21 protein-coding genes are annotated in these 22,321 nt (G+C 68.8%); 11 read left to right on the top strand and 10 right to left on the bottom strand.

Annotated elements, in window-relative coordinates:
* The 3 genes from ACYVE7_RS09765 to ACYVE7_RS09755 all read right to left on the bottom strand — a co-directional run.
* On the bottom strand, positions 1 to 1,027 hold a 1,027-nt coding region (locus ACYVE7_RS09765), incomplete at its 3' end, for a transcriptional regulator (protein WP_460364271.1).
* A 334-nt stretch (positions 1,028 to 1,361) separates the two neighbouring features.
* Positions 1,362 to 2,645 carry a UDP-N-acetylglucosamine 1-carboxyvinyltransferase gene (gene murA / locus ACYVE7_RS09760; RefSeq protein WP_460364270.1) on the bottom strand — a complete coding sequence of 428 codons (1,284 nt, stop codon included), beginning with the start codon at positions 2,643 to 2,645 and terminating at the stop codon, positions 1,362 to 1,364.
* A 137-nt stretch (positions 2,646 to 2,782) separates the two neighbouring features.
* Positions 2,783 to 3,487 carry a hypothetical protein gene (locus ACYVE7_RS09755; protein ID WP_460364269.1) on the bottom strand — a complete coding sequence of 235 codons (705 nt, stop codon included), beginning with the start codon at positions 3,485 to 3,487 and terminating at the stop codon, positions 2,783 to 2,785.
* Between the two features lie 145 nt (positions 3,488 to 3,632).
* On the opposite strand from ACYVE7_RS09755, the gene ACYVE7_RS09750 reads away from it, so the two are divergent.
* On the top strand, positions 3,633 to 4,217 hold the full coding sequence (locus ACYVE7_RS09750) for a hypothetical protein (protein WP_460364268.1): 585 nt from the start codon (positions 3,633 to 3,635) through the stop codon (positions 4,215 to 4,217).
* A gap of 48 nt (positions 4,218 to 4,265) precedes the next feature.
* On the opposite strand, the gene ACYVE7_RS09745 is transcribed toward ACYVE7_RS09750, so the two are convergent.
* Positions 4,266 to 4,919, bottom strand: a complete 654-nt coding sequence (locus tag ACYVE7_RS09745) for a lysophospholipid acyltransferase family protein (RefSeq protein WP_460364267.1) — start codon at positions 4,917 to 4,919, stop codon at positions 4,266 to 4,268.
* Between the two features lie 255 nt (positions 4,920 to 5,174).
* Between ACYVE7_RS09745 and ACYVE7_RS09740 the strand changes: the two genes are divergently transcribed.
* The 9 genes from ACYVE7_RS09740 to ACYVE7_RS09700 all read left to right on the top strand — a co-directional run bounded on the left by ACYVE7_RS09740 (position 5,175) and on the right by ACYVE7_RS09700 (position 12,783).
* The gene (locus ACYVE7_RS09740) at positions 5,175 to 6,806 is read left to right on the top strand and encodes a CocE/NonD family hydrolase (RefSeq protein ID WP_460364266.1); all 1,632 of its coding nucleotides are present in this window, start codon (positions 5,175 to 5,177) and stop codon (positions 6,804 to 6,806) included.
* A 54-nt stretch (positions 6,807 to 6,860) separates the two neighbouring features.
* Positions 6,861 to 7,235, top strand: a complete 375-nt coding sequence (locus tag ACYVE7_RS09735; RefSeq protein WP_460364265.1) for a phage holin family protein — start codon at positions 6,861 to 6,863, stop codon at positions 7,233 to 7,235.
* 31 nt (positions 7,236 to 7,266) lie between these two features.
* A complete protein-coding gene (locus ACYVE7_RS09730; protein WP_460364264.1) occupies positions 7,267 to 7,602 on the top strand; it encodes a chorismate mutase in 336 nt (111 codons plus the stop codon).
* 4 nt (positions 7,603 to 7,606) lie between these two features.
* On the top strand, positions 7,607 to 8,764 hold the full coding sequence (locus ACYVE7_RS09725) for a Fic family protein (protein WP_460364263.1): 1,158 nt from the start codon (positions 7,607 to 7,609) through the stop codon (positions 8,762 to 8,764).
* 181 nt (positions 8,765 to 8,945) lie between these two features.
* On the top strand, positions 8,946 to 9,644 hold the full coding sequence (locus ACYVE7_RS09720; protein WP_460364262.1) for an SDR family oxidoreductase: 699 nt from the start codon (positions 8,946 to 8,948) through the stop codon (positions 9,642 to 9,644).
* Positions 9,645 to 9,667: 23 nt separating this feature from the next.
* Positions 9,668 to 10,063, top strand: coding sequence for a MerR family transcriptional regulator (locus tag ACYVE7_RS09715; protein WP_460364272.1), 396 nt, complete (start codon positions 9,668 to 9,670; stop codon positions 10,061 to 10,063).
* Between the two features lie 36 nt (positions 10,064 to 10,099).
* Entirely contained in the window at positions 10,100 to 11,095 is a 996-nt protein-coding gene (locus ACYVE7_RS09710) for a zinc-binding dehydrogenase (protein ID WP_460364261.1), read from the top strand.
* Positions 11,096 to 11,196: 101 nt separating this feature from the next.
* Complete coding sequence (locus ACYVE7_RS09705; RefSeq protein WP_460364260.1) at positions 11,197 to 11,796, top strand: hypothetical protein; 600 nt, start codon at positions 11,197 to 11,199, stop codon at positions 11,794 to 11,796.
* 276 nt (positions 11,797 to 12,072) lie between these two features.
* A complete protein-coding gene (locus tag ACYVE7_RS09700; RefSeq protein WP_460364259.1) occupies positions 12,073 to 12,783 on the top strand; it encodes a hypothetical protein in 711 nt (236 codons plus the stop codon).
* 506 nt (positions 12,784 to 13,289) lie between these two features.
* Here ACYVE7_RS09700 and ACYVE7_RS09695 read toward each other — a convergent pair.
* From ACYVE7_RS09695 to ACYVE7_RS09675, 5 genes are all read right to left on the bottom strand, one after another.
* On the bottom strand, positions 13,290 to 14,612 hold the full coding sequence (locus tag ACYVE7_RS09695) for a UDP-glucose dehydrogenase family protein (RefSeq protein ID WP_460364258.1): 1,323 nt from the start codon (positions 14,610 to 14,612) through the stop codon (positions 13,290 to 13,292).
* A gap of 13 nt (positions 14,613 to 14,625) precedes the next feature.
* Entirely contained in the window at positions 14,626 to 15,801 is a 1,176-nt protein-coding gene (locus ACYVE7_RS09690) for a right-handed parallel beta-helix repeat-containing protein (RefSeq protein ID WP_460364257.1), read from the bottom strand.
* Positions 15,798 to 17,792 carry a right-handed parallel beta-helix repeat-containing protein gene (locus tag ACYVE7_RS09685; RefSeq protein WP_460364256.1) on the bottom strand — a complete coding sequence of 665 codons (1,995 nt, stop codon included), beginning with the start codon at positions 17,790 to 17,792 and terminating at the stop codon, positions 15,798 to 15,800. The genes ACYVE7_RS09690 and ACYVE7_RS09685 overlap by 4 nt, the downstream gene beginning before the upstream one ends.
* 2 nt (positions 17,793 to 17,794) lie before the next feature.
* Positions 17,795 to 19,111 (bottom strand): glycosyltransferase family 2 protein, encoded by a 1,317-nt coding sequence (locus tag ACYVE7_RS09680; protein WP_460364255.1) that lies wholly within the window; start codon positions 19,109 to 19,111, stop codon positions 17,795 to 17,797.
* 376 nt (positions 19,112 to 19,487) lie between these two features.
* Positions 19,488 to 20,243: a MerR family transcriptional regulator gene (locus ACYVE7_RS09675; protein ID WP_460364254.1), complete on the bottom strand. Its 756-nt coding sequence runs from the start codon at positions 20,241 to 20,243 to the stop codon at positions 19,488 to 19,490.
* Positions 20,244 to 20,338: 95 nt separating this feature from the next.
* Here ACYVE7_RS09675 and ACYVE7_RS09670 point away from each other — a divergent pair, with 95 nt between their 5' ends.
* Positions 20,339 to 21,307 carry an adenylate/guanylate cyclase domain-containing protein gene (locus ACYVE7_RS09670; RefSeq protein WP_460364253.1) on the top strand — a complete coding sequence of 323 codons (969 nt, stop codon included), beginning with the start codon at positions 20,339 to 20,341 and terminating at the stop codon, positions 21,305 to 21,307.
* On the opposite strand, the gene ACYVE7_RS09665 is transcribed toward ACYVE7_RS09670, so the two are convergent.
* Positions 21,291 to 22,321, bottom strand: a 1,031-nt coding sequence (locus ACYVE7_RS09665; RefSeq protein WP_460364252.1) for a hypothetical protein, incomplete at its 5' end; no start/stop codon positions are given. The genes ACYVE7_RS09670 and ACYVE7_RS09665 overlap by 17 nt on opposite strands.

Raw genomic sequence — 22,321 nt, 5'->3', positions numbered from 1 at the left:
CCCGGCCGTCGCGGTCGAGCGCGAAACCCTGGGCGCGCTGCGAGGTCTGCGAACGGGCCAGCGCCGCCCGCGCGTGGCCCTCGGCCTCCTGCGCGGTGCGGCCCATCCCGATCCCGACCTCGACGGCCAGCCCCAGCTCCTCACGGACCCGCTCCACGAACGGCGGCGTCCGGAACCCCTCGGTGCCGGACGCGACGGAGCCGCGGGTCGCCGTCACGAGATAGCTGTGGTCGTCGAGCGGCCAGACGGAGGCGTTCATCCGGTGCGCCTCCTGGAGCAGCACCCGATGCAGCGCCAGCTTCAGCTCCTCGCGCCAGTACCGCGGAGTCACCCGGCGCGGCGATTCGCGCAGCGTCGGCACGTCCACCAGGACGACGACGAGCTGCGACTCCTCCAGCCGGTGATGCGCGCCGAGCAGCGCCGCCGTCTGCAGCGAACTGCGGATCGCGGCCCCGGTCGGGCGGATCCGCAGGGTCGGCACTCCGGCCAGCTCCATCCGCTCGGCCGTCGCGTGCACGCACGTCAGCGCGACGGTCGTCAGCCCGCGCCGCCACAGCCGCTCATGGAAGGCGGCCAGCGTGCCGGGGCCCGCGACCTCCTCCCGCAGATGCACCTGGTCGGTCGGCATCCCGATCTCGGAGTACGCCTCCTCGACCTCGCCGCGAGCCAGCACGTCGATGCTGACGCGTGCGGGATCGAACCGCTCGTCGAGCGCGGCGCGCAGCAGTGCCCCCTGCAGCGCGGCCCCGTTCAACGGGACGTACGTGGCGGGCATGGTGAGCACGCCCGCCTTCCGTGCGAAGTCGTACGGGACGGGGCTGGCGAACAGGCAGACGTCCACGCCCGAACCCAGCCGCACGACCTTGTCCGCCGCCTCCTGCTCGTCCCGGTAAGCGGCGGCGACAAGCCTGCTCGGTACCGGTGTGGGCCCATGGCCCATCAACATGACCCGTTCGACGAGATCGTGCGGCCCGACGACGCCGATCGTCAGGTCCGGTGTCACCGACCCCGTCCGTGGTCCAGTCATGGCTTTCCGCCCCTGCCTTTCGGCCCGCCCGCGTTGCCCTAGTCGAAAATCTCGGCTGTGCCGAGCCCATCTCAACTCGCGAATCGGCCCTCTGCCGGTGAATGTGACTCTCTGACGCGAAACCGAATCAAGAGTGCGGCGGAAAAGTAACCTAGGGACAGGGTTGGACAGAAAATCCTCACCTTCAGGCCACATTCCGGTCAGCACTCACAGCCCACGATCCGCACCCTAAAGGGCTGGATCATGGGCTGTGAAGGACTTATCTGAGTTTGTAGCCTTCAGGTCGTATGACCGAAAGTGGCCGTCACGGAACGGCGCGCAGCGGTTTGGGCGTTCAGCTCTCTTCGCGGACGACTTCCGCACCGAGCGCGTTCAGCCGCTCCGCGAAGTTGGAGTGGCCGCGGTCGATGAAGTAGCCCGAGCTGATCTCGGTCTCGCCGTCGGCGACCAGACCGGCCAGCACGAGCGCCGCGCCGGAGCGCAGGTCGTGGGCGACGGTCTTGGCGCCGCGCAGCGCCGTCGGGCCGTGCACGAGCGCCCGCTGCGCCCCGCTCAGCTCGATGTTCGCGCCCATGGAGTTCAGCTCGTTGGCGAGCTGGAACCGGGCGTCGAAGATCCGCTCATAGATGTAGGACTCGCCCTCGGCCTGCGTGGCGAGCGCCATGATCGGCGACTGAAGGTCCGTGGCGAAGCCCGGGTACTCGTCGGTGATCACGTTGATCGGGCGGAGCGGGCGCTCCCGCTTCACCTGCAGGACGGCGCCCTGCTGGTGGAACTCGACGCCCATCTGCTCGAGCTTGTCGACCGCGACGCCCAGATGCTCGAGGTCCGCGCCGACCAGGCTGACCTCGCCGCCGGTGATCGCCGCGGCCATCACCAGGACACCGGCGTCGATCCGGTCCGGCATGACGGTGTGCTCGATGCCCGTCAGCTCGTCCACGCCTTCGACGTGGACGAAGCCGGTGCCGCCGCCGGTGATCTGGGCGCCCATCCGCTGGAGGAAGTCGATGTTGTCGAGGACTTCCGGCTCCAGGGCCGCGTTCTTGATCAGGGTCTTGCCGTGGGCGAGCGCACCGGCCATGACCAGGTTCTCGGTGCCCGTGTGGGAGGGCGTGTCGCAGTAGAGCGTGCCGCCCTGGAGCTGGCCGACCTTGACATGGATGTAGCCGTTGTCGTTCTCCATGTCGTGCTCGGTGACGGTCGCGCCCATGCGCTTGAAGCCGTTGTAGTGGAAGTCGAGGTTCCGGCTGCCGAGGTTGCACCCCCCGACGCCCTCGATCACCGCTTCGCCCAGCCGGTGCAGCAGCGCCGGGACGAAAAGGAACGAACCGCGGAACCGGGCCGCGATGTCGGCGGGCAGCACCGGGCTGTTCAGCTGGGAGGCGTCGATCACCAGGGTGCGCTCGGCCTCGTGCAGCTCGGCCTTGGCCCCGACGGCCTGGGCGAGCTCGACGGCGCGGCGGATGTCCTCGATGATCGGGATGTTGCGCAGCACCGTCCGGCCCTTGGCGGCCATCAGCGCGGCACCGATCATCGGGAGCGCCGAGTTCTTGGCGCCCTGGATGAACACTGTGCCGTGCAGCTGCCGTCCGCCCTGTACGCGGTAGGTCACGCTCATTACCGGTGGGTCCCTTCCCCTAGACACACGCGGCCCCAGTATCGCACCGGGGTCGCGATGCGCCGACCGGTTCGGTCACCGGCCTGTCGCGTCATCCGTGTTGTTGGACTGCGTCGATGGTCTTCTGGTTCGGGAGGTTACGGGAGAATGCGTTCGGCCTGGTCATAGGCCGCGCGGGCGATTCTCTCCGCGTCGAACTTCGTGGCGTCGGCCCCGTAGAGGCTGACGGTGCCCAGATAGCCGCCGGACCGGAACACCACGAACCACATCGCGACCTTCTCCGGCTGCCGCTGACCCTGCCGGACCTCGCTGGCCATGGTGACCAAGCCCACGGTACGCGAGCCCGTCCCGATCAGATGCCGGTCCGGGGTCTGCTCGACGACCTGGTGGCTGGACCACTGGTCGCCGACCTTCGCCTTGAACCACCGGCACTGCGACGGCACCCGTCTGGCCACCTCCCGCACCGCGACGGCCTCGGGCACCGCGATCAGGGTCTCGGTGACGGTCTGGCCGGACGCCCGCGCGAAGGTCGTCAGGGCGGCGGGTGCGGCCATGTCGTCGCCTTCCGCGCCGAACGCCTGGTTGACCTTGGCGCACGCGGGTTTGTTGAGGACGACCTGCCGCTGGAGCTGGGCGAAGTTCCTGATCGCGGCGAGCCCGCTGTAGGGGCCGGAGTCGGGTTCGCCGGCCCGCGCGTAGGTCGCGACCTCGGGCAGGAGGGCCTGGCGGAGCTGGTCGGAGGTGTAGACGGGTGGTCCGGTGGCCGAGGTCGCCCGGGGGGCGTCCGCGTGGGCTCCGGGACCGCCGGCGCAGCCGGCCACCGCGAGCACCATCAAGGGCATAGGCACCCATTTCCGGTATTTCGCGGCGCTGATCACCATGGATCCGACCCTACTGCCCGCATCGCCGGTGATCAGTGCGACGCGGCGGGGTATGGGGTGATCAAGTAAGACGTTTCAACGATCCGTTTTCGGGGGGAACCGGACAATGATCAAGAAAATCCTGGTGGTGCCGCTGCTCGCGGCATCGCTCGTGGCCTGCGGCGGCGGCAAAGACGAGACCGCCACCAACACCGGCGCCGGCTCGTCCGCGCAGGCCGACGGCGTCAACGGCGCGGCGCCGTCCGACCCGGCGGCGTCCGGTTCCGCCAGCCCGACGGCCTGCCCGACCAAGGCGACGAAGTCGTTCGCCAAGACCAGGTTCACCGCCGACATGGGCCTGGCGTTCGGCACCTTCCACCGGTGGATCTACAAGCCGTACCAGGCCGGGACGTTCAAGTCCGGCGCCCAGGGCCAGAAGACCGCGATCGCCAAGGCCGTCGCCGCCGGGGCCTTCGCGGTCAGCCGGCTCAACGCCGGCCGGAAGCTGGTCACCGCCGACCCGACGCTCTGCAAGTACCTGAAGGCGCCGGTCGACTCGGTCGCCGCGACCGTGCAGAACGCCGTCAACGGCCTCAAGTCGGGCGACACCTCGGCGATCGCCGGGGCGGGCGCGGCGATCGACAGCGCACAGAAGGCCGCCCAGGGCGCGGGCGTCAACATCACCGACAAGACGCCTCCCGGCGGCTTCTAGCCGGTTCGCGGGTCGGTCAGGAAGATGGCCGGTCAGGAAGATGGCCGGTCAGGACGGCGAGTGGTCGTTGTACTCGCCCGTGTACTCCTGGCCGGTCAGCTTCTGGATCGCCGCGATGACGTCGTCGGTGATCTCGCGCCTGGCCTTGCCGGGCGGCAGGTCGGTGTACTGGCCGAACTCCAGCACCGGCCCCACCCGGACGGTGACCGGCTTGCCGATCTTGGGGAACCGGGAGCCGACGGGCTGGAGCTCGGGCGTCCCGATCAGGCCGACGGGGAGCACGGGCGCGCCGGTCGCCAGGACCACCCAGCCGGCGCCCGTCCTGCCGCGGTAGAGCCGGCCGTCCAGGGAGCGGGTGCCCTCGGGGTAGATCCCGAAGACCTTGCCCTCCTTGACGATCCGCGCCGACTGCTCCAGCGCGCCCATCGCCGACGCCCCGTCGCCGCGCTCCACCGGGATCATCCCCATGCTGGTGAAGAACCAGCGGCTGAGCCTGCCCTTGAGGCCCTTGCCGTCGAAGTACTCGGCCTTCGCGAGGAAGACGACCTTGAGCGGCAGCAGAGTGATGGGAATCACATAGCTGTCGATGAAGGACAGATGGTTGCTGGCGACGACCAGCGGACCGCTGGCCGGGATGTTCTCCCTGCCCTCGACTCTGACCCGGAACAGCAGACGGAAAGCGATCGGCACCACGAGTCGCATGAAGCGATAGAGCAAGGATTCTCCCCGGACTCCCGAATTCTTCGCCACCACCCTAACCATCGCGCGTTACTCCATGGTGACCAGGTCGCTACCACCCGGTAATATTTGTTGCCTGACGCTGATCGTCGCATGGGTTTTGTCAGGGAAGTGAGTGGAGTGCCTCACCGCCCGCCGACGTAACTGGAACGGGTTACAGTTACTCGGAGGTAACGAGCGGGTATCACGCCAGAGAACGCCCGCCGCAGGGAGGACGCCATGGCCTTGACCGACCGGATCAGCGTTCCCGAACGGCTGCGGCTGCCGCAGTTCCCCCGGGCGGGCCACCGCGTCTCCCATATCAAGGACATCCCCGTCGAAATGCCCGACGGGGTCGTGCTGCTGACCGACCGGTACGTGCCGTCCGGGGTGGCCGCGCCGCCGACGATCCTGGTCCGCACCCCCTACGGGCGGCGCGGGGTGACCGGAGCGATCAACGGGCTGCCGTTCGCGTACTTCGGGTACCAGGTCGTGGTGCAGAGCGTCCGGGGGACTTTCGGCTCCGGCGGATCGTTCAACCCGCTGTACGAGCAGGCGGACGGGCTCGCGACCGTCGCATGGCTGAAGAAGCAGCCATGGTTCCACGGGACTTTCGCGACTTACGGGCCGTCGTATCTGGGGCACACGCAGTGGGCGATCGCGGCGGAATCCGGGCCTGAGCACCGGGCGATGGCGTTGAGCGTCACGGCGTCGCAGTTCAGGGACGCGATCTACATAGGCGGGAGCTTTGCGCTCGAGTCGACGCTCGGGTGGGTCTCGGTGACGTCCAAGATCGAGCAGCCGATCGAGCTGCTGCGGATGCGGCGGCGCACCGCACGGGCCGTCCGGGCGGGGCTGCCGCTCGGCGAGCTCGACTCCTACACCACCGGCAGCTCCGTGCCCTTCTTCCAGCAGCTCCTCAGCGGGCACGGCCTCGCCGAGGACCCGTTCTGGGACGGCCGTCTGCACAGCGCCGCGATCACCCCGTCGCTGCCCGCGGCGACCATGGTCGGCGGCTGGTACGACGTGTTCCTGCCGTGGATGATCAAGGATTATCTGGCCATGCGGGCCGCCGGGCACCGGCCCCAGCTCACCATCGGGCCATGGTGGCATGCCGATCCGCGCCATGGAATCGTGGCCGTCCGGGAAGCCCTGGGGTTCTTCCGGGCGCAGTTGCGCGGCGAACCGTCCGGGCTGCGGGCGCTGCCGGTGCGCGTCTATGTGACCGGGGCGGGCGAGTGGCGCGAGTACGGCGACTGGCCGGTGCCGGGGATGCGGCAGCAGCGGTGGCATCTGCAGCCGGGCCACGGGTTCGATCCGCTGAACCCACCGCGGTCCGCGCCCGGAACCTACCGGTACGACCCTTCCGATCCGACGCCCGCGTTCGGCGGGCCGACCCTGCTCGGGATCGGGCGGCCCGTCGACCAGCGGCCCGCCGAGCGGCGTCCGGACGTCCTGGTGTTCAGCTCGCCCGTCCTCAAGGACGACCTCGACATCATCGGGCCGGTGGGGGCGGAACTGTTCGTGCGGTCGTCTCGGGTGCACACCGACTTCATCGTGCGGCTCTGCGACGTCGCGCCGGACGGGACGTCGCGGAACGTGTGCGAAGGCGGGCTGCGGCTCACCGAGGCCAACTGCCCGCCCGACGCCGACGGGGTCCGGAAGGTCCTGATCGACCTCTGGCCTGCCGGGCACCGGTTCAAGCGCGGGCACCGGCTGCGGGTGCACGTGGCGTCCGGGGCGTACCCGAAGATCGCCGGTAATCCGGGGACCGGGGAGCCGATCGGGACGGCCCGCGACTTCGTCACCGCCGACCAGGAGATCTTCCACGATCCGGCCCGTCCGTCGGCCCTCCTCCTTCCGGTGGTCTAGGAATTCACCTTGTGGCATGACGCGGAGAGCGTCCCGTCATGCCACGATTCATCCGTGAAGATCCTTATCAAGGTCGCCATCACCGCGATCGCGCTCGGCGCGGCCGCCTGGTTCCTCGACGGCATCACCCTGAAGGGCCCGGACGACGACGCGAAGAAAGCGCTCACCCTCGTGGTCGTCGCGATCGCGTTCGGCCTGATCAACGCGTTCCTCAAACCCGTCATCAAGACCCTGGGCTGCGCCTTCTACCTGCTGACGCTCGGCCTGTTCGGCCTGGTCGTCAACGCCGGCCTGCTGCTGCTGGCCAGCAAGGCGTCGGAGAAGCTCGACGTCCAGTTCTACGTCGACGGCTTCTGGCCCGCGCTCTGGGGCGCGATCATCGTCGGCGTCGTCGGCTGGACCCTCCACCTGATCTTCGGCGACGACTGATCTCTCGCCGCGAGGTTCTAGGGTGGCTTGCATGACCCATGGGACGAACTCCGCTGCGGGGCCCGTCGACCAGGCCGTCCTCGACGAGCTGAACCGGCTGCGCCAGAGCATCGACAACATCGACGCCGCCACCGTCTACATGCTCGCCGAACGCTTCAAATGCACCCAGCGCGTAGGCCACCTGAAGGCGGACCACCACCTCCCGGCGGCCGACCCTGCCCGCGAGGCCCGCCAGATCACCCGCCTGCGCCACCTCGCCGAAAGCGCCAACCTCGACCCGGCCTTCGCCGAAAAACTCCTCAACTTCATCATCGCCGAAGTCATCCGCCACCACGAACACATCTCCTCCACCACCCAACCCCGCTGACTCGATGCTGTTCCCCACGCCGACCCTGGATTCCGAGGACGAGCGGGTCCTCACCGAAATCGAGGAGATGCGTCACGCGCTGCGTCATCAGATGCGCACGCCTGCGAGGTGGACGGACGGGCTGAGCAGGTTCCTCACGGCTGATGCGGTCGCCGCGTCCAACTCCATCGAGGGTTTCCGGGTCTCGACCGTTGACGTCGCGGATCTCATGGAGGGTGAACGCGACGTCGAGGTCTCAGACGAGGACCGCGAGGAGACCCTGGCGTATCAGCGCATGATGACCTACATCCAGACCCTCCACGACGCGGCGGACTTCTCCTACAGCAAGGGGCTGCTGAACGGGCTCCACTGGATACTCCAAGGGCACCATCACACGGCGCGGAGACCGGCGGGCCAGTGGCGGCGAGGACCCGTGTACGTGACGGACGCGCGTGATCCGAGCATCGCCGCCTACACCGCCCCGGACGCGTCCGACGTCCCCGGTCTGATGGCGGAGTTCGTCGACTGGCTGAACGCCGATGACGCGGCGCATCCGCTGGTCCGGGCGGCCATGGCCCATCTGCATCTGGTGTCGATCCATCCGTGGGGCGACGGCAACGGGCGCATGTCCCGCTCACTGCAGACGTTGATGATCGCCCGGGAAGGTGTGCTGGCGCCCGAGTTCTCCTCGATCGAGGCGTGGTTGGGGCGTCCGGGAAACACTTGGGAGTACTACCGGGAGCTCAGCGCGCGCGGTGCCACCTACCTGCCCGACCAGGACGTCCATGGCTGGCTTCGCTTCAACCTGACCGCGTACCACCAGCAGACCCAGACGGTTCAGGCCCGGATCGACCGGTCCACGACGGTCTGGACGGCCCTCGCGGACTTCGTCGCGGGCACGTCGTTCGACGAACGGACGATCGCCGCGCTGCACGAGGTCGCGATGGCGGGACGGGTCCGTCGGCTCCGCTATGAGCACGCTGAGGCTCTCACCACTCAGCAGGCCCAGCGCGATCTCCGCGATCTCGTCGCGGCGGGCGTCCTCGACTCCGTCGGCCGAACGCGATCCCGCTACTACGTCCCGGGCCGGCACTTCCCCGAAGCCGCGCTGGACCTCGCCCGCACGCCCGTCACCCTCGCGTCTCCCTACGGAGGTCAGGGCGTGTCTCGTCGGCGCTCGTAGCGAGCGGCGGGTGGCTTCGGAACACGCCCTGGGAAATCTGAGGCGGGTTTATCGTGGCGGGCCATGAGCGTTCTGATCGTTGGAGGGAGCGGGCGGCTCGGGGGGCGGCTGGTGCGGCTCGCGCTCGCAGCGGGGCGGGAGGTCGTGGGGACTTATGCCAGTCGTCCGGGCGGTGCCGGGGTTGCTGGCTGTCGATCTTCGTGTTCCGGATCAGATCGGGGCGGCGTTCGCGGCGGTACGTCCCAGCGTCGTGATCAATGTGGCGTCGCGGCAGGGCGACTGGGCGACGACCGCTGACGGAGCCGCGCGGGTGGCGGTCGCGGCACGGGAGTGGGGCTGCCGTCTGGTGCACGTTTCGAGCGACGCCGTTTTCTCCGGCGCGGAGGTGCACTACGACGAGGACCGGCTACCGGACCCGATCACCCCGTACGGCGCCGCCAAGGCCGCGGCCGAGACGGCGATCCGCGCGCTCGACCCGTCGGCGGTCGTCGCCCGCACGTCCCTGATCATCGGTGGTGGTGATTCCAAGCACGAGGCGTTCGTCCACGCGCTGGCGGCCGGGCGGAGCCCAGGGGCCCTGTTCACGGACGACGTCCGCTGCCCCGTCCACGCCGATGATCTCGCGGCCGCCCTCTGGGAGGTGGCGGTCTCTGGGCTCGCGGGAACCGTCCACCTCGCGGGCTCCGACGCGCTCAGCCGCCATGAGCTCGGCGTCCTCATCGCCCGCCGCGACGGCCTCGACCCGTCCGCCCTCCGCACGGCCGCCGCCCCCCACCCGCAGGACATCCGCCTCGACAGCGCCCGCACCCGGAAACACCTGGTCACCCGGCTCCGGGGAGCGCGCGAATTTCTCCGCTCCCCTAGCCGGGCGCGGTCCTGAGGCTGGCTTCCGGGGCCTTGGACGTGTGGTGGTGGAAGATCGGGCGGGGGTCGGGGGTTTACCTGGGGGTGAGGATTGGTGAGGCGGCGAGGGTGAGTGGTGTCAGTGCGCGGTCGCTGCGGTATTACGAGGCGGAGGGGCTGCTCGTCTCTGGGCGGTCGGCCAATGGCTATCGGGATTACTGCCAGCCGACGATCGATCGGGTTCGGCTGGTCCGGGCGCTGTTGGATGCGGGGCTTTCTGTGCGGTTGGTGAGGGAGGTTCTGCCTTATGTCACGTCGGAGGACGGGGTCTGTGCCGAGTTCCTGGCGCAGGTGCAGAGCTACCGTGACCGGCTCGTCGAGCGCATCGCGGGGCTTGCCGAGCAGCGTGCGGCTCTTGACGCTTATCTGGCGGCGGCCCGGCCTGACCGGGCTTGACCTTGACGCTTATGTCAGGGTTTTACCGTCGGCCGTATGAACCACAATGAGCCGATACGCTCGCTGGTCCAGCTCTCCCACCAGGGGCCGGAGGACCTGATTCTGGTCGACGATCATCCTGTGCCTGTTCCGGGCGTCGGGGAGTACCTGATCCGGGTCGGGGCGGCGGGGGTCAACTTCGCGGACGTCATGCAGACGCGGGGCAGCTATGAGGGCGGGCCTGCGGCCCCCTACGTCGCCGGTTTCGAGGCCGCGGGGGAGATCGTGGGCCGCGGTCCGGGCGTCGAGGCCGCTCTGCCGTTGGGGGCCCATGTGGTCGGGGCCGGGTCGGGGGCTTTCGCCCAGTACATGACGGTGCCCGCCGCCGGTGTCCTCCCTGTTCCTGCGGGCTGGACCGACGCCCAGTCCCTCGGATTCGTCATCAACTGGGCGACTGCTCTGGCGGCGTTGCGGCCGCTCGGACGGCTGGCCGCGGGCGACACCGTCCTCGTCCATGCCGCGGCCGGGGGCGTCGGCCAGGCCGCGCTACGGCTCGCCCGCCACTACGGAGCGCGCGTGATCGCGACGGCCTCGCCCGGGAAGCACGACACCGTCAAAGCCCTCGGCGCCGACCACGTGATCGACAGCGGCCACTCCGCCCTGGACGACGAGATCCTCCGCCTCGCCGGGCCCGTCGACCTCGTCCTGGAGTCGGTGGGCCGCACGACTTTCGCCGCCAGCCTCGCCGTCACCCGACCGATCACCGGCAGCATCATCGTGTTCGGCGCCGCCTCCGGCCACGCGGATCTGTCCACCCGCGACCTGCTGTTCACCCACCGCGTCCAGGTCAAGGGCCTCCACATCCTGGAGCTGGCCACCCACGCCCCCACCATGTTCGCCGACCTCCTCACCGAACTGGAGGCCCTGATCGACCAGGGCGTCTACCCGCCCGGCGCCCCCACTATCCACCCCCTGAGCGACGGCCCGTCGGTGCTCCAGCAGCTCGAATCCCGCCAGACCCAGGGCAAACACGCCCTCGATCCCTGGCGGTAACACCCCCGCTACGGCCTTGCGACGCCATTCGGCTGGTCTAGTAAGGGATGGGGTGAATCTGTAGATTTGGCCGACTCTTATTTCGTTCTGAGAAGGCGGACATGATTCGGATCGGGATCGCAGCGGTGGTCGTGGCTGCCGGGAGCATCGTCGTGGCGGGACCCGCACAGGCGGCCGCCAAGCCCTGCGCCATCGGCACCTGGAAACTCACCAAGCAGGACGTGGTGATCAAGGGCGTGCACAAGGGCAAGGCGTTCACCACCACGTTCAAGGGCGCGAAGAAGGTGAAACTGAAGATCGAGCCCAAGCGCCTGTCCATGGATTTCGACGGCTCGACACCGCAGTGGGCCAACTGGACCCACGACGGCAGCCAGGGCTACGAGGTCTACAAGGGTGACTACACGGCCGCCGTGCGCCTGACCGGCGGCGCCAAGGGAACCTTCGAGGTCGCGCTCAAGACCGCGAAGGGAACCGCCAGAGCCGGCTTCCACCAGACGAAGCCGTCGAAGCAGTACATGGGCAGCTACGACGTCGACAAGACGATCAAAGGCTTCAGGAACCACAAAATCTACGACACCCTGGCCCTCACCAAGGGCTCCTTCGCCTGCTCAGGCAAGACCCTGAAGATCACCAGAAAGCTCGCCTTCAAGGGCCCCAACGGTTCGACGAAGACGTCCCTCAGCTACGTCTACCGCCGCTGACCTCGAGCCCTCGACGCACCCTGGACGTCGAGCGCGAGACGTCAGGGATATCCGGCAGGCACCGGTCCCGGGCGGGTGCGGTTCGGCCCCCCCGGGACCGAGCAGAACGGTGACACCGTCGCCACGCAGGTCAGCGAGGCTGCGCCGGAACTCCCGATGGGCGGCCAACGCCGAATTGACGGCTGGGAGCGCCATAACGGGGGCGCTCCCAGCCGTGCGTCGCTCGCACCGGAAAATGCGGATGACAGATCCGAACGCCACGCCTTGGATGGCCAAGTGGACTCTGCTGAACTGCTCGGCGCGGCCGTGCGCAACAACGCGATGTGGTGTGACGCGGTCTGCCGATCGCATGGCTCCCCTGGAACCTTCGACCACCACCTGTGGGTCAGTTTCGACCATGACCTGGAGCTCTATCCACACGTGATCACACTGAACCCGGCGGCGGACATCCGCGACCTGGCAGCCGTGACCGCGGCCCGGCAGTGCGCCGTCAAGGACAGTTTCGCTCGGATCGACCTGACTCCCGCCGGTCTCGACCTTCTCTTCGAAGGTGAGTGGATCCTCCATGCCCCGGCCCTCGAAAACCCCTGCGACCTCGGCTTGCGCTGGAGCAAGGTGACCGGGGCCCACCAACTGAACGCGTGGGAAAAGGCATGGGCCCACGAGGAGCCCGAAGACGAAGCGGTCTTTCTGCCGCAACTCCTCCACGACGCCCGCTGCACCTTCCTGCAGGCGCACCGCGACGGCCGTGTCCTTGCCGGCGCCATCGCCTACACCGCCGCCGACGTCATCGGGATCTCCAATCTGTGGGGGCCTGCCTTTCCGGCACCACAGCTATGGGCCAGCGTCGTCCAGGCCACGGCGACGACCCACCCGCGCCTCCCCATCGTCAGCTACGCACACGGTGCCGATCTCGCCGCCGCTCTCCGGACGGGAGCACGAACGCTCGGACCACTTCGCGTCTGGATCCCTGAACGAACCCAGTGACCACCTCCGCGTACCGGGCTTCGGGCGAGGGCGAGCCTGCACGTCTTTCGACGTGCCTAGGCGATGCGGTGCAGGTGACGAGATCTCCGCAGCGGACTCCACCACCCCCAACCCAAGATCGCCTCGACCTGCGCCATATCGACCGTTTCACCATCCCCAAACCGTCCACATGCCACAGCTCGACGCGATCATGAGTCCTGGCCGGGCGCTGCGCTCCTTTGGGCCCCGACCTCGTCCCCGTCCAGCTCAGCGAACCGCCAGCCCACCGACGTCAGCGGCTACCTGAAGGCGTTCGCCCGCCTGAGCGAAGCCGCGCGCGACGGCCGTTGGCGAGCACCGACAACGCCTGGTGCCACCACGGACGACCCAGAGCTCGGACTAAAGAGCCGGACTTCTCCGTTTCGGGGGCCGCACCACGTAGCTCCCCTTGCCCGGGGTGGGGGGCTTGGCTTCCCACAAGGGCACGGCCCCCGCGTGAGCAGGGGCCGTGTCTTTGGGTTTGGGGGTTAGGCGCGGCCGAGGGCTTTGTACTCCCAGCCGGCGGAGCGCCAGAGGTCGGAGTCGAGGGCGTGGCGGCCGTCGACGATGCGTTTGTGGGCGACCAAAGGGGAGAGGGCGTCTGGGGAGAGGGCTTTGAATTCGGCCCATTCGGTGAGGAGGACGACGACGTCGGCGTCGGCGGCCACGTCGAGGGCGCTGGTGCCGTAGCGGAGTTCGGGGTAGGAGCGGCGGGCGTTGTCGAGGGCGGCCGGGTCGTAGACGCGGACGTGGGCGCCGAGGCCGTGCATGGTGCGGGCCACGTCGAGGGCGGGGGCGTCGCGGATGTCGTCGCTGTTCGGTTTGAACGCGGCGCCTAGGCAGGCGACACGGGCGCCGTTCAGGTGGCCGCCGAGCAGGTCGCGGACCAGGTCGACGGTGCGGGAGCGGCGGCGGCGGTTGATGGCGTCGACCTCGCGGAGGAACGACACGGCCTGGCCGACACCGATCTCCTCGGCGCGGTGCGCGAACGCGCGGATGTCCTTGGGCAGGCAGCCGCCGCCGAAGCCGAGGCCCGGCTGGAGGAACTTGCCGCCGATCCGGTCGTCGTAGGCGAGCGCCGAAGCGAGGTCGCGGACGTCGGCGCCGGTCGCCTCGCACACCTCGGCCATCGCGTTGATGTAGGAGATCTTGGTGGCGAGGAAGCTGTTCGCCGCGACCTTCACCAGTTCCGCGGTCTGCAGATCGGTCACCACGACCGGGGTGCCCTGCTCGATGACCGGGGCGAACGCCTCCCGCAGCCGCTCCTGCGCCCACGCCGACGACACACCGAACACCAGCCGGTTCGGGGTCATGGTGTCCTCGACGGCGAACCCCTCACGCAGGAACTCGGGGTTCCACGCCAGCTCCACCTCGGTCCCGGCCGGGGCGACGGAGCGCACCAGCTCGGTCAGCCGTCCGGCCGTCCCGACCGGAACCGTCGACTTCCCGACGATCAGAGCCTTACGCGTCAGATTGCGGGCCAGCGCCGTCACCGACGCGTCCACGTAGGTCAGGTCGCAGGCGTCCGAGCCGGGCTGCTGCGGGGTGCCGACGCACACGAAGTGCACGTCGCCGAAGTCCGCGGCTTCCTCGAAGGAGGTCGAGAAGCGCAGCCGCCCCGACTCCAGGGCTTTGACGAGCAGTTCCGGCAGGCCCGGTTCGAAGAACGGCACCTCTCCGGCCGCCAGTTTGGCGATCTTCCGCTCGTCCACGTCGACGCCGAGGACCTCGAACCCCAGCACCGCCATGCAGATCGCATGTGTGGCGCCCAGATAGCCGGTCCCGATCACGGTCAGCTTCGGATAAGACATGACTTGGCTCTCCCTACGAGCACTTCGTATTGGTAAGGCCCTTTGCGGCGCCGGTTACCTTGTTGTCGCAGCTGACGGTGTTTCCGCTGATGGGCGCGAGGTGGAAACCCCAGCCAGACGCGTTCTTGAGGTTGAGGGTGTTGCCGCGGAAGACGTTGTCCGTGCCCCACCCGTCGAGGATCTGATGAGTCTGGAAGCCGTCACCGAACGAGTTCTCGCCGGTGTTCCCCTCAATGATCCACTTGTTGCCCTTGACGTCGATCAGGCTGTCGTTGTGCTTGTCGCCGCCGAGTTTGGCGCCGTCGAACTTGTTGCCGATGACCTTTCCGCCGGTCGTGCCCTCCTTGATGTCGATGGACTCCGCGGTCGTCTCGAAGATCGTGTTGTTCTTGATGACGTTCCGGTCGCTGTTGTCCGGTTTGCCGCCCGTCCGGGAGAACTCGGCGTTCCAGTTGGACTGGGCGTTGCCGATGTAGATGCCCTCGCCGAACTTCTCGCGCCGCAGCCCCGTCTTGGACACGGAGTTGCCGATCACGAGGTTGTCGGAGCTGTTGTTGCGCAGGTGGATGCCCTCGTCGCCGATGTCGTGCACCGTCAGGCCCTGGATGACGGCGTTGTTGGTGCCGTCGGCCATGACCCCCTTCTGCGAGTTCTGCACGGAGAAGCCGACGACCCGCCAGAAGTGCGCGCCGTCGAGCTGGAGCGCGTACCCCTTCTTGATGCCGCCGCCGTCGATGACCGCTCCGGCGCCGCCGCATAGGAAGATCGGCTGCTCTTTGGTGCCGGGGTTCTTCGCGACGAACTTGCCTTCGTAGGTGCCGTCCTCGAGCCCGATCGAGTCGCCGGGCTTGGCCGCGGCCAGCGCTTCGACCAGCTCGTCGGCCGACCCCACCGAAACGGTCGGATCGGGGCATTCGACATCTCCGCCGGGCGCGGGTTCGGCCGGGGCCTGCGGGCCCGCCGTCTCGTCCGGCGGGACGGGCGCGGCGAACGGGTCGCTGCTGACGTCGACGCTCGGCCCGCCGACCGGGTCGGGGCTGTCGGTGATCGGCTGCGGCCCCACGTTGCCGACCGGTCCCGCGGCGGGGGTCTGGTCGCCGCCGCGGAACGCGAGCGCGATCAGGGTCGCCAGGACGGCGCCGATGACGATGCCGATCCAGAGCGTCCGGTCCTTGAGGTCGATCGTCATTCCGCCAGCACCCTTTCCCGCGTCCCGTTCTGCTCGGCCGGGCCGATCGACGGGACGCCGTTCTCAAGATCACCGCTCTGCACGGCCTCATGGTTCCGGACGAGCTCCTGCACCGGCCGCTCCTCCAGATGGACCTGCTTGTCGTAGGGGTTGACGCCCCGCTTGACCAGGCCCTTGCGCCGACGCCGCTCCTGCACAGCCGAAGTGATCAACATAAGGATGATCAGGCACCAGATGAGCGTAAGCGGACTCAGCACCCGCTTGACCTGCACCCACAGCGACGAGGTGTCGTGCCAGTCGATCGTCCGGTTCTTGTCGATCGTGACGTCGCCGTGCGACCGCGCCTTGTCGATCGCCGACGGCCCCGAACCGGTGACGGTGTTCTTCGTGACGAGCGAACCGGACACGGCGCCCTTGAGCGTCACCCCGTGCAGGGTCGCGTTCTCGATCGAGTTGGACCGCACGTCGCCGGCGGCGTCCCGGACGTAGATGCCGGTCGGCGCCTTGTCGATGATGTTCGACATGACGCGGCTGTCGGTGACGCCGTCGCGGATCGAGATGCCCTGCCGTTTCGGGCCGCGCACCAGGTTCCCGCCGACGGTCACCTTCCTGGCCCCCTGCCGGACCACGATCCCCATGTCGCTGCCGGTGACCTCGTTGTTCTGGACGGTGTTGTTGACCCCGCCCAGCACCTCGACCCCGTACCGCAGGTTGTGCTTGGAGTAGCTGTTCTGGATCGTGTTGTTGCCGAACGGCTCGATCGACTCGCCGGCGGCCGACGGGCCCTCCGCCAGCGGCCGTCCGTTGATCGTGTAGCCGTTGCCGAGGTTGTCCTCCGCGGTCGACTCGGTGATCCGGATGTCATGGGCGGCGCGGGAGATCACGAAGCCGTCGCCGCGGTTGCCCTTGGACAGGGTCCGCTCGATCTGGCCGTTGGAGGTGAAGCGGTGCAGGACGATCCCGTGGACCATGCTGTTCTCGACGGCCAGATCGCTGAGCTGCACGCCGTTGGCGCCGGAGATGAACAGGCCGAACGCGCCGCCCGTGATCCGCGAACGGGTGATCTTGAGGTTGGCGTAGGCGGGGGCGGGGGTGTCGACGTCCGTGCCGGCGTCGCTGCCGGGGACGGGCAGGTTGCCGGTGCCCAGGACCTCGGTGTCGTCGGTCGACGGGACCGCGGCCTCGCCGTCCTTCTTCCGCTGGTTCGCCTCCATCCGGTCTTTCTTGTCCTGGTGGCGCTGCTCCTTCGTGCGGTGCTCCGGCTTGTCGGCCTCGTTGACCGTCGCGCCCGTGTTGGGACGGTCCGTCCCCGTCGCGGAGACGCCACCGGTACGACCGGACCAGAAGCCCAGATCGGACAGTTCGGTGTAGTCGATCGCCAGCTCGCCGCCGATCGCCCGGATGTAGGCGCGGCCGTCACGCGGGTCGAGGTCGGGCTTGTTGTTCTTGCCGTCCCAGCTCGTGACCTTGGTCGGGGCGTTCGCCGAGCCGCTGAACCGCAGCCTGCCGCCGAACGAGATGATCGACACGAACCCCGTCGGCGAGCTGGCCATCCGCAGGACGAGACCGCCCGGGTTGTACAGGTTGAGGGTCGCGCCCGACAGGTAGATGTTCTCCGACAGCAGGTAGGAGCCGTCGCTCTGGCGGACGAAGGTCTGCGGCGCGTACCGCACCAGGTCCGCGATCGTGTAGGCGGCGCCGCGGTCCTTGGCCGTCAGGACCAGCGTGTAGCCGTCGCCGGTGCTCACCCGGTACGGCTTCTGCATGTCCTTGGTGAGCTTCTTGTCCTTGACGCTCTCCAGCGAGCGCAGCTTGTTCAGCCGCGCGTCCTCGTCGGCGACCAGGTCGGCTTCGCGCTCCGCGTCCGCGGCCTCGACCGGCAGGTCCAGGAAGTTCGCGGTCGGGGTGGCGTCCTCGCTCCGCACGATGTAGGTGGTGGTGCCGCCCGCCAGCAGCAGGCCGACGATCAGGATCTTGCCCTTGTGCGCCATGTTCAGTTGACCTTCACACCGTTGCTTGGTTCGGGGAGGGCCTGGCCGAACCCGGAGGAAGCACCCGAGTCCAGCGACTTGGCGGTCTGGCCGTCACCGCCGATCTGGTCGGCGCTGCGGGTCAGCCAGCCCTGCTTGTTCATCGTGAAGAACGCGTAGAGCTTGATCGGCAGCGCGACCAGGATGACCGTGAAGGCGAGCACCGGCAGGATCAGCAGGTCCCTGGGGTGCCGTTTGAGGTGCGAGTAGCCCCGGATGCCGCGGCCCAGCAGCAGCCAGACCGACGCGACGATCACGCCCGGGATCGTCAGCTCCAGCCGCGAGAAGATCAGGTACCAGAGCGTCACGCCCATGGTCACCGGGGTCAGCAGGATCTGCAGGACCGTCACCTTGGTGACCAGCGGCTGCTTCCACAGCCAGCCCTTGTAGATCGCGGTCAGGTAGCAGCGGTAGGAGTTGCGGCTCCACCGGATCCGCTGCTTGAAGAACGCGCGGAACGTGTCGGGGAACATCGACAGCGCCTTGGCGCTCGACTGGTGAACCGTTTTGTACCCGGACGAGAGGACCAGCCAGGTGAGACGGCCGTCGTCGCCGGCGATGCAGCGGCGGCCGAGGAAGAACTCGTTCTCCAGGTAGGGCACCAGCGGAGTGATCACGCTGCGCCGGTAGGCGGCCGTCCGGCCGGACAGGCAGGCGACGGCCCCCGCACGTCCCATCGCCGGCACGTAGTCGTAGTACCGCAGGTTGACCAGCCAGTCGGCGACGCGCCGCCACACACTGGTCTCGCGCTGGTACACGTTCTGCTGGGTGCCGACGCCGCCGACCGCCGGGTCCGCGAACGGCATCTGGACGGAGGCGAGCAGGCCGGGCGTCCACCAGGTGTCGGAGTCCGACAGGACGATCAGTTCGGACGTCGCGTGGCGCATCCCGACGCCCAGCGCGGAGCGTTTGCCCGAGTGCTCGTAGATCAGCACGCGCAGCCGCGGGTCCCTGATGCTCTTCAGCCGCTCGGCGGCCTCGTGGTCGCCGACGTCGATGACGAGGATCACCTCGGTCGGGTCCTGGTCGAGCCAGGAGCGCAGGCAGCGCAGCAGGATGTCGGGGTCTTCGCGGTAGGAGGGGACGACGACCGAGACGGTCGTGCGGAAGTCGTTCTCGACGGGCTTGGCCAGCCGCGAAAGGACGGCCCGGTAGAGCCAGAGGCTCCAGACGAGGAGTCCTGCGAAGCCGAGCGGCATCAGGTCTCGCCAGTCGGTGTCGGCGACACCGCGAGCCATGTAGCCGTAGACGGACTCCAGCCAGTCTGCGAATGAGGACATGAACGAGCGACCCTCCCGTATACGCCGTCCGGAGGAGACGGCGAACCCCGCCCAAGGGGTGTAAAGCAGGCGTATGCCGCCTACCGGAAGGATCGTATCCGGGACCCCACGTGCCTCACGACTTCCTACAAAAACGTGTGGGTCATGTAACTCCATTTTCATCAGACGTCACCGATTGGACATGTCCACTACATGCCGACAACATACGAACACCTTGCCGACTCATGCCTGGCCTGCGCGATGCCATTGTCGATCTTGTGCGCATCCGGCGGGTCCTTGATCGAATTGATCTGAGATCTTCTCGCATTCCGCGACGACCAACTTGATCTTTTCCGCGATTGACTGGGCGGTAACAACGGCGGGAAACCACGCCGCGTCAGCTCGGCAGCGGAGAATCCGCGAGATCCGGCAGCAGCAGCTCCAGCTTGTCGCCGAGCTCCGCCCGCACCTTCTCCTCCATACCGCGGGCCACGAACGGGTTGACGACCATCTGGACCAGCGGACGCATCCGGCGCACCACCTCCGCGACGCGCACGGCGTCCTCCCCCAGCAGATCCGCATCCGACAGGACGTGCCGGCTGACCAGGTTCACGAACCGCCCCGCGATCACCTCGCAGTCGCGACGGATCTCGTCGGCGATCTCCAGGACGGCCTCCAGCGGGATCCCGGCGGCCACCAGCTCCGCCCCGACGTGCAGGAGACGCGGGCTGGGCACGCGGAAGCGGTCGCCGTCCGGCTCGATCAGGCCGAGTTCGATCGTCCGGGCCAGGCGCTGCTCGATCTCGGCGGACGTCGCTTCGGGGCCGAAGGTCGCGATCAGCTCGTCGATCGTGGCCCAGCCGGGGATCTCGTCCGACCAGGGGGAGGTCAGGACCTGTTCCAGGCCCAGGACGTCGCCGACGTCGCGGCCCGCCTCCCAGGCGCCGATGAGATCGCTGATATTGCTGAGCGTGTAGCCGCGCTCCAGCATCTGGCCGATCAACCGGAGACGGGCCAGGTGGGCTTCGTCATAGAGCCCGACACGTCCTTGGAGCCGGGGCGCCGGAAGCAGCCCCCGGTCCTGGTAGGAACGGATGTTCCGGACGGTCGTCCCGGCTTTTTGTGCCAGTTCATCGATTCGGTACTCGCTCATGTGGGTTTCCCCCGCTTGACCCGACGGTGATCGCCGTACGAATCTTACTCCTGACAATCGAGACATTGACTGATGTAACGGTGGTGGAGGTTTTGGTGGACACCCGATCGGTCGAGGAACTGCTCCTCGGCGAGCCCCTGATTCACACCTTTCCCGAGGTGGAGGAGCTCTCCGGGCTGCCGGCCGAATACGGGCTGCGCATCTGGACGGCCCTCGGATTCCCGATGCCGCCCGAGGACGCGGTGGCCTTCACCGAGCAGGACGTCGTGGCGATGCGGGAGATCGCGTCGCTGCTCGAGCACCCGTACGTCGACGAGGAGATGGTGCTCCAGCTCTCGCGCGGCGTCGGGCAGACGATGAGCCGGCTAGCGTCGTGGCTGGGCGAGGTGTGGCTGCGGCAGCTCGCCGAACACCTCCTCAAACCGGGCGAACCCGTCGATTCCTCGATCGTGACAGAGGCGCTGGCGGCGTCCGCGGCGCTGCGGCCCCGGTTCGAGCAGCTCCTGCTGCGCGGCTGGCGGCGGCAGCTCACGGCCGCGGGCGTCCGGGCGCTCACCGGGGCGGCCAGCTCGATGGCCGACCCGGCCGCCGGGACGGCCACCCTCGCCGTCGGATTCGCCGACATCGTCTCCTTCACCCGGATCTCCCGGCGGATGGACGGATCCGAACTGGCGTCGATGGTCGACACGTTCGAGACGACGTGCGCGTCGGTCATCGCCTCGCGCGGCGGGCGGGTGGTCAAGACCCTCGGCGACGAGGTGCTGTTCACCGCGGCTTCCGCGGCCGATGGGGCGGCGATCGCGCGGGAGCTGTCCGCGAAGTTCGACTCGCCGCAGATCAGGGTCGGCGTCGCCTATGGCGAAGTGATCACCCGGCTGGGGGACGTGTTCGGGACGCCCGTGAACCTGGCGGCGCGCCTGACGTCCGCAGCACGTCCGGGAACCGTCCTGGTCTCCGCCGAACTCGCCGCCGAACTGCTCGCCGAAGACGTCCGCGGGCTGAAGCCGCGGCCGCTCCAGGGGCTCGGGAAAGTCCGGCCCTACCTGCTCAAAGCAGAGAGATAGGCCAGCTCACCGTCACCTGCTCCGACTCGCCCGACGCGCTGTTGATGATCGTGATGATGCCGCTGCCCGCGACCCTGATCAGAGCCGGGCGGAGCCGGACGACCAGTGTGAACGGTTCGCCGGGAGCGACCCGCCCGGCGTCCTGGTCGAGGGTCAGGGCGTCGGTGTCGGAGACGGCACGCCAGTCGACCGGGCCGTGCTGGGCGCTGAGCTGGACCTGCGAGACCCGGCCGCCGCCGATCTGGACCTCGGTGCCGCTGATGTCCAGCTCGGCGAGGGGAGGCGGGGGCGGCGGCTCGGACGGAGCGGTCGGGGACGGTTCGGTGGTGGCGAACGGCGTCACCGAGCCCGAGGGCGACGCCGACGGGGCGGGCCCGGGGACGGTCGGCGAAGGGGACGGAGTGCCCTGCGGGACGGGCGGTTCGTCCAGGTCCGTCACCTGGAGGGAAGGGGTGGGGCCCGCGTAGGCGCGGGGGGCGTCCGGGCCCGGCTGTTTCGGGGCGGGCGCGGCGGCGGGGTTCTGGGTGCGGGGCGCCCGCTCGGTGGAGGGCTTGCGCTCCAGGGGCGGGAAGGTCAGGTCGGGGTAGAGCAGCGAACCGTTGCCGATCATGAACGAGGCGATCAGGGCGGCGGCGAGGGCCCCGGCCATGCCACTGCCGGCGAACATCCAGCGGCGGCTCATCGGGGACGGGACGTCGAGCTGGCGGGGCAGGCCCTCCGGGGTGAGCCGTCCGCCTTTTCCGGAAATGTCGGCACGGTAGCCGGCGAGTTCGGGGTCGGTGCCCGTGTGCACGACACGGTGCTTCAGCCCGACCGGCGGGAACACCACAGGCGGAACCGTCATCAACAGCTCAAGCGGGACACGCGCCCGCGCCCGGCACTCGTCGCAGTCGTGCGCCTCGGCGGACGGACGGAACAGCATGTCGAGGGCGTCTTCGGTCCCGGCGCAGCGCGCCTCGTGCACCTTGAGCTGCGCGGCCAGCGCCCGGTCGGCCCGCTCCTTCACCCGCGCCG

Source organism: Actinocorallia lasiicapitis, assembly GCF_054778695.1.
This window is presented reverse-complemented; position numbering and strand designations above follow the sequence as displayed.

Coding starts and splice junctions, on each gene's coding strand:
- murA (WP_460364270.1), bottom strand. CDS start 2,645: ATGAGCGTGACCTACCGCGTACAGGGCGGACGGCAGCTGCACGGCACA.
- ACYVE7_RS09745 (WP_460364267.1), bottom strand. CDS start 4,919: ATGCGACTCGTGGTGCCGATCGCTTTCCGTCTGCTGTTCCGGGTCAGA.
- ACYVE7_RS09690 (WP_460364257.1), bottom strand. CDS start 15,801: ATGACGATCGACCTCAAGGACCGGACGCTCTGGATCGGCATCGTCATC.
- ACYVE7_RS09725 (WP_460364263.1), top strand. CDS start 7,607: ATGCTGTTCCCCACGCCGACCCTGGATTCCGAGGACGAGCGGGTCCTC.
- ACYVE7_RS09710 (WP_460364261.1), top strand. CDS start 10,100: ATGAACCACAATGAGCCGATACGCTCGCTGGTCCAGCTCTCCCACCAG.
- ACYVE7_RS09695 (WP_460364258.1), bottom strand. CDS start 14,612: ATGTCTTATCCGAAGCTGACCGTGATCGGGACCGGCTATCTGGGCGCC.
- ACYVE7_RS09750 (WP_460364268.1), top strand. CDS start 3,633: ATGATCAAGAAAATCCTGGTGGTGCCGCTGCTCGCGGCATCGCTCGTG.
- ACYVE7_RS09730 (WP_460364264.1), top strand. CDS start 7,267: ATGACCCATGGGACGAACTCCGCTGCGGGGCCCGTCGACCAGGCCGTC.
- ACYVE7_RS09740 (WP_460364266.1), top strand. CDS start 5,175: ATGGCCTTGACCGACCGGATCAGCGTTCCCGAACGGCTGCGGCTGCCG.
- ACYVE7_RS09680 (WP_460364255.1), bottom strand. CDS start 19,111: ATGTCCTCATTCGCAGACTGGCTGGAGTCCGTCTACGGCTACATGGCT.
- ACYVE7_RS09755 (WP_460364269.1), bottom strand. CDS start 3,487: ATGCCCTTGATGGTGCTCGCGGTGGCCGGCTGCGCCGGCGGTCCCGGA.
- ACYVE7_RS09675 (WP_460364254.1), bottom strand. CDS start 20,243: ATGAGCGAGTACCGAATCGATGAACTGGCACAAAAAGCCGGGACGACC.
- ACYVE7_RS09685 (WP_460364256.1), bottom strand. CDS start 17,792: ATGGCGCACAAGGGCAAGATCCTGATCGTCGGCCTGCTGCTGGCGGGC.
- ACYVE7_RS09705 (WP_460364260.1), top strand. CDS start 11,197: ATGATTCGGATCGGGATCGCAGCGGTGGTCGTGGCTGCCGGGAGCATC.